Consider the following 8,026-nt stretch of genomic DNA (forward strand, 5'->3'; position numbering starts at 1 on the left):
CTTCCCGCCCGGTCGGCTCGACGCGGACCGGGTCGGCAAGTCCGGCGGTGACATGCTGGTTCATCTCTGTTTCCGTTTCAGTGTCACGCAAACGCGACGGCGGCCCGCTCAACAGCGGACCGCCCATTTCTGCCAACCATGCGCCGGTCAATAGGCGCTGATCCCGGTGCCCTTGTAGACCTTGTCGAACTCGGCCTTGACCGTCTCATTCTGGTAGGAGGCGACCAGCGTCTTCACCCAGGGCTCGTTCTCGCTTCCGATCTTGACCGCGATGAAGTTGCGGTAGGGATTGTCGGCCACCGGCTCCTGCGCGATGCGGTTTTCCGGGCCGAGGCCGCTCTTCAGCGCCCAGTCGGTGTTGACGACCGCGGCGTCAAGATCGTCGACCGAGCGGCCGACGATGCCGGCGTCGAGCTCCTTGATCTCGAGCTTCTTCGGGTTGTCGGCAATGTCGGCGGTCGTCGCCAGGATGCCGGTGCCGTCTTTCAGCTTGATCAGGCCCTCATGCTCCAGCACGTGCAGCGCGCGGCCCTCGTTGGACGGGTCGTTGGGCAGGCCGATGACAGCGCCTTCCGGCAGGTCGGCGACCTTGGCGTGCTTCTTCGAATAGAGCCCGATCGGCCAGACGCCGGTATAGCCGACCGGCACGATATGATAGCCTTGCGTCTTGATCTGGTTGTCGAGATAGGGCTTGTGCTGGAAGGCGTTGGCGTCGATCTCGCCCCGCTCCAGCGCCTCGTTGGGCTGGGTGTAATCGTTGAAGACGACTGTCTCGATGGTCAGCCCTTTCTTGGCCGCCTCGGCGGTGACGACGCGCCAGACATCCTCATCCTCGCCGCTGATGATGCCGACCTTGATCGCCTTCTTCTCCTCGGCGAAGGACGACGACGGCGCGTTGAGGCCGATGACGGCCAATGTCGTGGCGAGAAGCGCCGCCAGTCCGGCGCGCCTGGTGATTGACGTAACGAGAGAATTTGAAGCGTTGCCGGGTTCGGACATGATGCGTTCCTTGCAATCCTGAAATCATTTGGGCCTGGCGGGATGCGAAGCCTTGATATCAAGCATCACCAATGCTGCCGGCTCGGGCAAAGAAGCGCATTTCCTCTCGGACGGGAGGCGGAAAATATTCTCTCAAAGATTTTATGACTTGGAGCACATCGGCCGCTGGCAAGCGGATATCGACGGCAAGGCGATGGAAACTTGCGCGTCTAAAGCTCGTCGCGCCGAACCGGATTCTGGCGACGCGGCCTTAAGTCTTTGTTTGATGCATGTCGTTGTCCCAGAACCGCTGCACAGTTCTGGGCGCCATGCATTAGGAAGCCCGCCGTGTGACACGCAAGGACGGCCGGCCGTCTGCCGGCAGCGACGAGACGGTGGGCAGGCCTCGCGCTTCCTGCACAGGGTAGCCCAACCGTTGCAGGCTGGCCCGCGCCAGCGCCGCATTGCTGTCGACGACGACCAGTCCGTTCGTGTCGCCGAGGCTGGCTGCCACGACGGACAGTTCGGTGCAGCCAAGTAGGGCGACATCTGCGCCGGCCATTTGCGCGAGATGAAGCGCGCGCTCGGTCTCGGCCGCGGCTTGCGCGATCGAACCGGCCTTGACGAGCATGATCGCGCTGTCGACGCGTTCCTGAAACTCGGCATCCTGCGGAAGGCAGAGGTCGAAGCCCGCCGCCGCTATCCTGTGCTGATAGAAACCGGAAACCAGGGTGCCCGGGGTTGCGAGGTTCGCCACCCTGCCCCGGTCCAGGCCGCGGCGGATTTCCGCCACCACCGCGTCGCCGATATGGATGATCTCGGCTGACGAGTTCGCCGCCAGCTTGTCGTACCAATGATGGGCGGTGTTGCAGGGCATGGCGATGCAGGCAACGCCGAGCGCGTTGAGCGTCGAGACCGCAGCGGTCAGCGGGGCCAGCGGCCCGTCATGGTTGCTGAGGATCGCTTCGGTCCTGTCGGGCAGCTGCGGCACGCTGAGGATGACGGAAGGCACATGCTCGTTGTCGCGCAGCGCCTCGGTCATCCGCGTCAGCTTGACGTAGAAGTCGGCCGATGCCAGCGGCCCGAGACCGCCGATGATGCCGAGCTGCGGACGGATGGCGTCGTCGATCATCGGGCGGGCTCGGCTTCGAGATCTTGCGCGACGGTTTCAGCGCTCTGCACCGTCTCCCGATGGCTGGGTGCGATCATTGCCGTGCTTGCCGCCACGGTGGAGACGCTGGACAGCGTCATCAGCGTGTCCACGGCCGCGTCCACCGCGACGAACAGGGCGAACGCCGCCTCGAAGGGAAGCTTCAGATAGCCGCAGACGATGGACATCTGCGAGAGGATGAGCAGGCTGCCCATGCCGCCTGTCGTCAGCGCCAGAAGCGCGGAGACGACGCCGACAAGCATGAGGTCCGGGATCGCCAGCTGATGGCCGTAGAGCTGGGCAATGAACAGGGCGCCGGATGTGTAGACCAGCGCCGGCCCGGTCCGCAGCAGCGCCGCCTGCAGCGGCACGAGCAGCTCGACCACCACCAGGTTGAAGCGCAGCCGCTCGCTCAAAAGATTGATGACCCAGGGCAGCGACGCGACGGTGGAGCGCGTCGTGATGGCAACCATCAGAAGCGGCTGAAGGGTCTTGATCGTGGCCCAGTAGCTTCGCCGCGACCTGATGGCGATAATCGCGAACGCGCCGGCGAGGAATGTCAGGCAGGAAAGGCCCATCACCAGCAGATAGCCGCCCATCAGCATCAGCGGCTTGGTGCCGGTCGACGCGGTCTGGTCGGCGATCAGGACGAAGGTTGCGAAGGGCAGTCCCCAGACGAACCAGTTGGTCAGCACCGTGCAGGCCCGATACACCGCGTTGAGCGCCTGTGAGAGGCTCAGCGACGAGGGCTGGGGAATCTTGCCCATCGCCAGCCCGAAAAGCAGGCAGAACAAGAGGACCTGGATGGTCTGGCCCGAGGCCAGCGCGTTGAAAACGTTGTTCGGCACCAGGTCCAGGAAGATCGAATGTCCGCCGTTCGGATCGGCGGTGGGCGGTGGCGGCTGGAACGGGAAGGCGAGATCGGTGGAGACGCTGCCTTGCGAATTGATGAATTCGCCGAGCTCGATGCGCGACTGTGGGTTCTCGATCTGGCCCGGCTTGAGGATCAGCGAATAGGTGCCGCTGACCAGCACGGCGAGAAATGACACGACCAACACGGCTATACCCACCTTACCGAGATAGCGGACCGATTTCGGGTCCTGAACCATGGCTGTGATCGAGAAGATGACGGACGAGACCAGGTAAGGCAGGACGACCATCTTGAGGAAATTCAGGTAGACCTGCGCCACGGGGCTGATCGCATGGGCGAAGGTCGGGTAGTACAGTCCGCACAGAATCCCGGCCAGGATCATGATGATCGTCGTCAACGGCGAGCGCAAGATGCGCTTTGCCGCCAGGCGCCAATCGAGAGGCATGGGTGCGGCTGCATCCGAGACGGCCATTGTCAGGCTTTGCTCCCCTGGCGATAGCGCGCAATGATCTCGTCGGTGTTGAGGACCTGCTGACCCCTTGCCAGATCGAGATAGAGATCGACAAAGGCCGCGAGATGCGGATTGGCCGGGCTAACGCCGACCGCGATTGTGTCGACCTTGTCCGTCAGCGTGATCGAGCGCGCGACGACAGTCATCGACGGGTCATCGACCATCAGCTTCTTGATCTCGAAATCATCGCGATAAGCAAGGTCGATCGTGCCATTGCGGATCGCGTCGATGACCGTGTTCCAGCCCGCGAAGCGCTGGATCGTGGCGTGCGGGAAAGTGGCCGCCGCATACGTGGCGAAGGACGAGCCTTCGATCACGCCGAGATCGCCGGAGAAATCGCGGATGATCTGTTCGGGCGGCTTGCCTTGCGTGATGCGCGCCAGGTTCACGCGATTGGCGAGCAGCCCCTGATGCAGCATGGCATAAGGGCGTGAATAGAGGATCGAGCGGCCGCGCTGAAGCGTGCGGCTGAGCTTGCCGATTGCCAGGTCCGCCTGACCGGAGATCAGTTTTTGCACCATGCCATCGAAGGTCACGGCGGACCGGTCGAACACGGATTCGACGCCAAGCTCGGCGGCTATGCCGCGCGCAAGGTCCATGTCGATACCCTTGTCGCCTGAGCCGTCGGCCGGAAAGAAAGGATCGGAGGCGAAAGCCGGCATGGCGATGCGCAGCTTGTTGTCGCTCACGATGGGTTTTGGAGCGTCTTGCGCCTTGGCCGGCGTGGCCATGGCTTGCGCCTGCGCGACCAGCAGCCCTCCGCCTCCGGCTGCAAACAGCGTGCGACGTGTAAGCGGCATGCCCATTCTCAATTCGCGCAGGAGAGCCGGACAACAGATCTGACCAGTCCGCAGTATGCACGCCGAAGTTAAGTAAAGGTATCTTTTATTTTTCCCCTTTTTACATTGCAGATCGCTAAAATGGCATCATCAAATATGCAGATCTTCTAAAATAGCGCAGCTCGCGGCGGGGCGCGTTGTTGAAGAGTCCTGTAGTGGGTCGTCAGAACGTCTCGACCCAAGGTCTCAGCTCGACCTCGAAGCTCCAGGCGCTGCGATGCTGGCGATGGACCGCAAGGTAGGTCTCGGCGATCGCGTCGGGCGAGAGGCGGCGGTCCGGGCGGTCGGGCTCTGGCGCCTGTCCGGCCGGCTCGATCTGGCCGTCGATGATGAAATGCGCAACATGAATGTTCTTCGGGGAAAGCTCGCGCGCCATCGATTGCGCCAGCCCGCGCAGGCCGAATTTCGGCATGGCGAAGCCGGCCGAGCCGGAAAAGCCCTTGAGGCTCGCCGTGGCGCCGGTGAACAGGATCGACCCCGAGCCGCGCGCCAAGAGCCGGTGCGCCGCCTGCTGGCCGACCAGGAAGCCGCCATAAGCGCCGACAAGCAAAGCTTGCTTGACCGCCTCGGGATCGAGGTCGGCGATCGGCCCGCGTGTGCGGCCGCTGGCGTTGAAGACCGCGATCTCGAGCGGGCCTGCCTTGTCGGCCGTCTCGAACAGCCGCTCGACGGAGGCCGCGTCCGACACATCGGTTTCGACGGCCAGCGCGCCGGTTTCCTTCGCCAGCGTCGCCAATTTGTCGACATTGCGCGCGGCAAGGACGACGCGGAAGCCCTCCCTGGCGAGAAGCCGCGCCAGCGAGGCGCTGAGCCCGGAGCCGGCGCCCGCGATCACTGCGATATTGGCTGCCATGGCATTTTCTCCTTGAGACAGGTCGGCAACGGTCGTGCAGGCTCGCGCCTTCGGCGGCAAGAGGCAAGAACGTGGTTGCTCGATTTTCGCCATTTGGCGCAAAAGGCCGCCGGCAAGGGCGAGCCGAAAGACTTGCCTGCCGCGCCGATCCGTCCGACACGTGGTTGGACGACGATTAGGGAACAAGACCATGGAACCAATCTGGGCCGTCGGGCTGATGACCGGCACGGTGCTCGACGGCAACATCGACGTGGCGCTGATCAAGACGGATGGTGAGCGCATCGCCGACACCGGCACATACACGCTGGCCCCTTACCCGCAATCAATCCGCGCCTTGCTCGAAGAGACGCTGCGCCAAGCCCGCGCCTGGAATTTCGAGGGAGCGGAGCCGGCGATTTTTCGCGAGGCAGAGGAGGCGCTGACGCGGGCGCAGTCGGCGGCGGTCAAGGATCTGGTCGAGAGCCAGGGCATGCGCATCGCCGAGATCGGCGTCGTCGGCTTCCACGGCCAGACGGTGCTGCATCGCGCGCCGCAGCCGGGGCGGATCGGTCGCACGCGCCAGCTCGGCGATGGCGAGCTGATGGCTTCGCTGCTCGGCACCAAGGTGGCCTATGACTTCCGCTCGGCGGATGTCGCGGCGGGCGGGCAAGGCGCGCCTCTTGCGGCCGCCTATCATGCAGCGCTGCTCAAGGAAGCCGATCCGAGCGGCAACACCGCCGTGCTCAATCTCGGCGGGGTCGGCAACATCACCTGGTGGGACGGCAAGGACAATATCGTCGCCTTCGACACCGGGCCGGCCAATGCGCCGGTCAATGATTTCATCAAGGCGAAGCGCCTCGGCGAGATGGACCGCGACGGCAGGCTGGCGGCTGCCGGCAGGGTCGATGAGGAACGGCTCGCCAGGCTCTTGCAGCATCCCTACCTGACGAAGCCCTACCCGAAATCGCTCGACCGCTTCGACTTCACCGCGGCGATGGCCGAGGGGCTGAACGCCGAGGACGGCGCGGCGACGCTGACGGCCTTCACTGTGTCGGCCGTGGGCAAGGCGCTCGACCTGTTGCCGCGCCGGCCGAAGCGGCTGGCGGTCAGCGGCGGCGGCCGCCATAACCCGACGATGATGGCGATGCTCGAAAGCCGCGCCGGGGTCGAAGTGGTGCAGGCCGAGACGCTCGGATGGAAGGGCGACGCGGTGGAAGCGGAATGTTTTGCTTTCCTCGCCGTACGCGTGCTGCGCGGCCTTCCGATCAGCTTTCCGAGCACCACCGGCGCGCCAGAGCCGCTGCGCGGCGGAAAGCTCGCGGGGTAGTTCCTTAACACAGAAGTTTTGACCGGTTGGTTAGGGTGCGTTGGTAGATCCCACGCCTTGGCGATTGGCCGAGACGCCTGTCGCGGTCGTCATCCACGGGCGGAGCAAGGAGCGAAGCGACGCGCGCAGACCCGAGGATCCATGCCGTGAATTGGAAGCGCCGCGGCGGTCCAGAAATTCTGCACCGTTGCACACTTCGGTCCAGGTAACGGCATGGATTCTAGGGTCTGCGCGCGTCGCTGCGCTCCTTGCTCCGCCCTAGAATGACGAGGTTCAGAAGCCTCCAGCTCATCGCCAACGTTTGCGCCGACTACCCCAGCGGACGTTGATAGCCTTGACCGACAAGCCTGCAATGTTTCAAAACCAATGTGTTGAGGAACTAGTTTGTTTTGCGCAATTCCGGACGGAAAACCGCTCCACAATTCCCTGGAATTGCTCTAAGGCAGCTTCTTCTGCAGGAAGACGCGCCGGCGGCCGATCGGGAAATCCGGCAATTCGCCGAACGGCTGATAGCCCTCACGCCGATAGACCTTTTCGGCAATTGGATTGAACGTGTCGATCCAGGCGCCATGGCACCCGCGCGCGACAGCTTCCTGTTCGGCGGCGTCGAGCATGCCGGCGGCAACGCCTTTTCCGCGCAGCCTTTCGTCGACCCACAGCCACTGCACGTAAAGCCAGCCCCAGGCGGTGTAGCCGGATATGCCGGCAATGACGGCGTCATGCTCGTCGCGCACGAAGACAACGAGAGGCTTCCTGCCTGAGGGGCCGACGTCATCATCATTGAAAGCGGTGAGACTTTCGCCCAGGAAAGCAAGGTCCCGCGGCAGGGGCTCGGCGGTGATCTCGAGCGTCGTCTTCATCGGCTGCGACTCCGGTTCACAAGCCAGCCTTAGCGAAGGTGTGAACGCAGATGCAAGCCTATTGCCGGGTGGACGACCGCCATGCCGCCGCGCCCGCCGCCACCAGCATCAATCCAGCGGCGACCAGGGCGCTGTTGGCGAAGCCGAGGCTCGTGTAGAGCGGGCCGAAGCCTGCCGTGCCGACGGTGACCGCGAGATAGGTGACCGCGCTGTTCAGTCCCATGATGGTGCCGCGCCGCGACGGGTCGAGCGCGGTGAGGCGCATGACCAGCACGTTCAGCCCGAGATGGTTGGCCAAGCCCCAGACGGCGATCGTCGCGATCAAGGGGCCGAAGGCGGTGCTGGCCAGCGCGATCGCGACATAGACGGCGGCGACCAGCAGATAGGCGAAGGGCATGACGCGGCGCGCCCCGAGCCGATCGATGACGCCATCCAGCAAGGCGGCCGCGCCGAAGCCCAGGCCATAGGCGACCGCCGCCAGGCCATTGGCGCTTACCGGCTCGCCGAGGGCTTCATGGAGATGATCGCCAAGATAGCCATAGACGCCATAGAAGGCGATCATGAAGGCGCCGCAGGCAATGAGCAGCGGCAGAATGCCGGGAACAGCGAGCGCGCCGAGCGGCGACGGCGCGGGACCGCTTTTCCTAGTGTCGTGCAG

The 8,026-nt window shown here is 64.2% G+C and carries 8 protein-coding genes; 1 reads left to right on the plus strand and 7 read right to left on the minus strand.

The features are described 5' to 3' along the window. Window positions 1-147 precede the first annotated feature (147 nt). The 5 genes from EOA24_RS20025 to EOA24_RS20045 all read right to left on the minus strand — a co-directional run bounded on the left by EOA24_RS20025 (window position 148) and on the right by EOA24_RS20045 (window position 5,202). A complete protein-coding gene (locus tag EOA24_RS20025; protein ID WP_126078711.1) occupies window positions 148-999 on the minus strand; it encodes a MetQ/NlpA family lipoprotein in 852 nt (283 codons plus the stop codon). Window positions 1,000-1,312: 313 nt separating this feature from the next. Next, window positions 1,313-2,110, minus strand: coding sequence for an amino acid racemase (locus EOA24_RS20030; protein ID WP_126078712.1), 798 nt, complete (start codon window positions 2,108-2,110; stop codon window positions 1,313-1,315). Beyond that, the gene (locus EOA24_RS20035; RefSeq protein WP_245467180.1) at window positions 2,107-3,444 is read right to left on the minus strand and encodes a cation:dicarboxylase symporter family transporter; all 1,338 of its coding nucleotides are present in this window, start codon (window positions 3,442-3,444) and stop codon (window positions 2,107-2,109) included. Before EOA24_RS20035 ends, EOA24_RS20030 begins: the two co-directional genes overlap by 4 nt. A 29-nt stretch (window positions 3,445-3,473) precedes the next feature. After that, on the minus strand, window positions 3,474-4,310 hold the full coding sequence (locus tag EOA24_RS20040) for a transporter substrate-binding domain-containing protein (RefSeq protein WP_189342594.1): 837 nt from the start codon (window positions 4,308-4,310) through the stop codon (window positions 3,474-3,476). Between the two features lie 202 nt (window positions 4,311-4,512). Then, on the minus strand, window positions 4,513-5,202 hold the full coding sequence (locus EOA24_RS20045) for an SDR family NAD(P)-dependent oxidoreductase (protein WP_126078714.1): 690 nt from the start codon (window positions 5,200-5,202) through the stop codon (window positions 4,513-4,515). A 190-nt stretch (window positions 5,203-5,392) separates the two neighbouring features. Between EOA24_RS20045 and EOA24_RS20050 the strand changes: the two genes are divergently transcribed. Beyond that, the gene (locus EOA24_RS20050) at window positions 5,393-6,508 is read left to right on the plus strand and encodes an anhydro-N-acetylmuramic acid kinase (RefSeq protein WP_127410003.1); all 1,116 of its coding nucleotides are present in this window, start codon (window positions 5,393-5,395) and stop codon (window positions 6,506-6,508) included. A gap of 437 nt (window positions 6,509-6,945) precedes the next feature. Here EOA24_RS20050 and EOA24_RS20055 read toward each other — a convergent pair whose 3' ends face one another. Both EOA24_RS20055 and EOA24_RS20060 read right to left on the minus strand, forming a co-directional pair. Then, the gene (locus EOA24_RS20055) at window positions 6,946-7,368 is read right to left on the minus strand and encodes a GNAT family N-acetyltransferase (RefSeq protein WP_126078716.1); all 423 of its coding nucleotides are present in this window, start codon (window positions 7,366-7,368) and stop codon (window positions 6,946-6,948) included. Between the two features lie 58 nt (window positions 7,369-7,426). Further along, window positions 7,427-8,026: MFS transporter (locus tag EOA24_RS20060; RefSeq protein WP_133374557.1), on the minus strand; the 600-nt coding region annotated here is incomplete at its 5' end.

This window comes from Mesorhizobium sp. M2A.F.Ca.ET.039.01.1.1, assembly GCF_003998035.1.
GTDB lineage: Bacteria > Pseudomonadota > Alphaproteobacteria > Rhizobiales > Rhizobiaceae > Mesorhizobium.

Excerpts from the sequence above, each read along its gene's own strand:
- EOA24_RS20030 (WP_126078712.1), bottom strand. The coding sequence starts at position 2,110 with ATGATCGACGACGCCATCCGTCCGCAGCTCGGCATCATCGGCGGTCTC.
- EOA24_RS20055 (WP_126078716.1), bottom strand. The coding sequence starts at position 7,368 with ATGAAGACGACGCTCGAGATCACCGCCGAGCCCCTGCCGCGGGACCTT.
- EOA24_RS20035 (WP_245467180.1), bottom strand. The coding sequence starts at position 3,444 with ATGCCTCTCGATTGGCGCCTGGCGGCAAAGCGCATCTTGCGCTCGCCG.
- EOA24_RS20025 (WP_126078711.1), bottom strand. The coding sequence starts at position 999 with ATGTCCGAACCCGGCAACGCTTCAAATTCTCTCGTTACGTCAATCACC.
- EOA24_RS20050 (WP_127410003.1), top strand. The coding sequence starts at position 5,393 with ATGGAACCAATCTGGGCCGTCGGGCTGATGACCGGCACGGTGCTCGAC.
- EOA24_RS20045 (WP_126078714.1), bottom strand. The coding sequence starts at position 5,202 with ATGGCAGCCAATATCGCAGTGATCGCGGGCGCCGGCTCCGGGCTCAGC.
- EOA24_RS20040 (WP_189342594.1), bottom strand. The coding sequence starts at position 4,310 with ATGCCGCTTACACGTCGCACGCTGTTTGCAGCCGGAGGCGGAGGGCTG.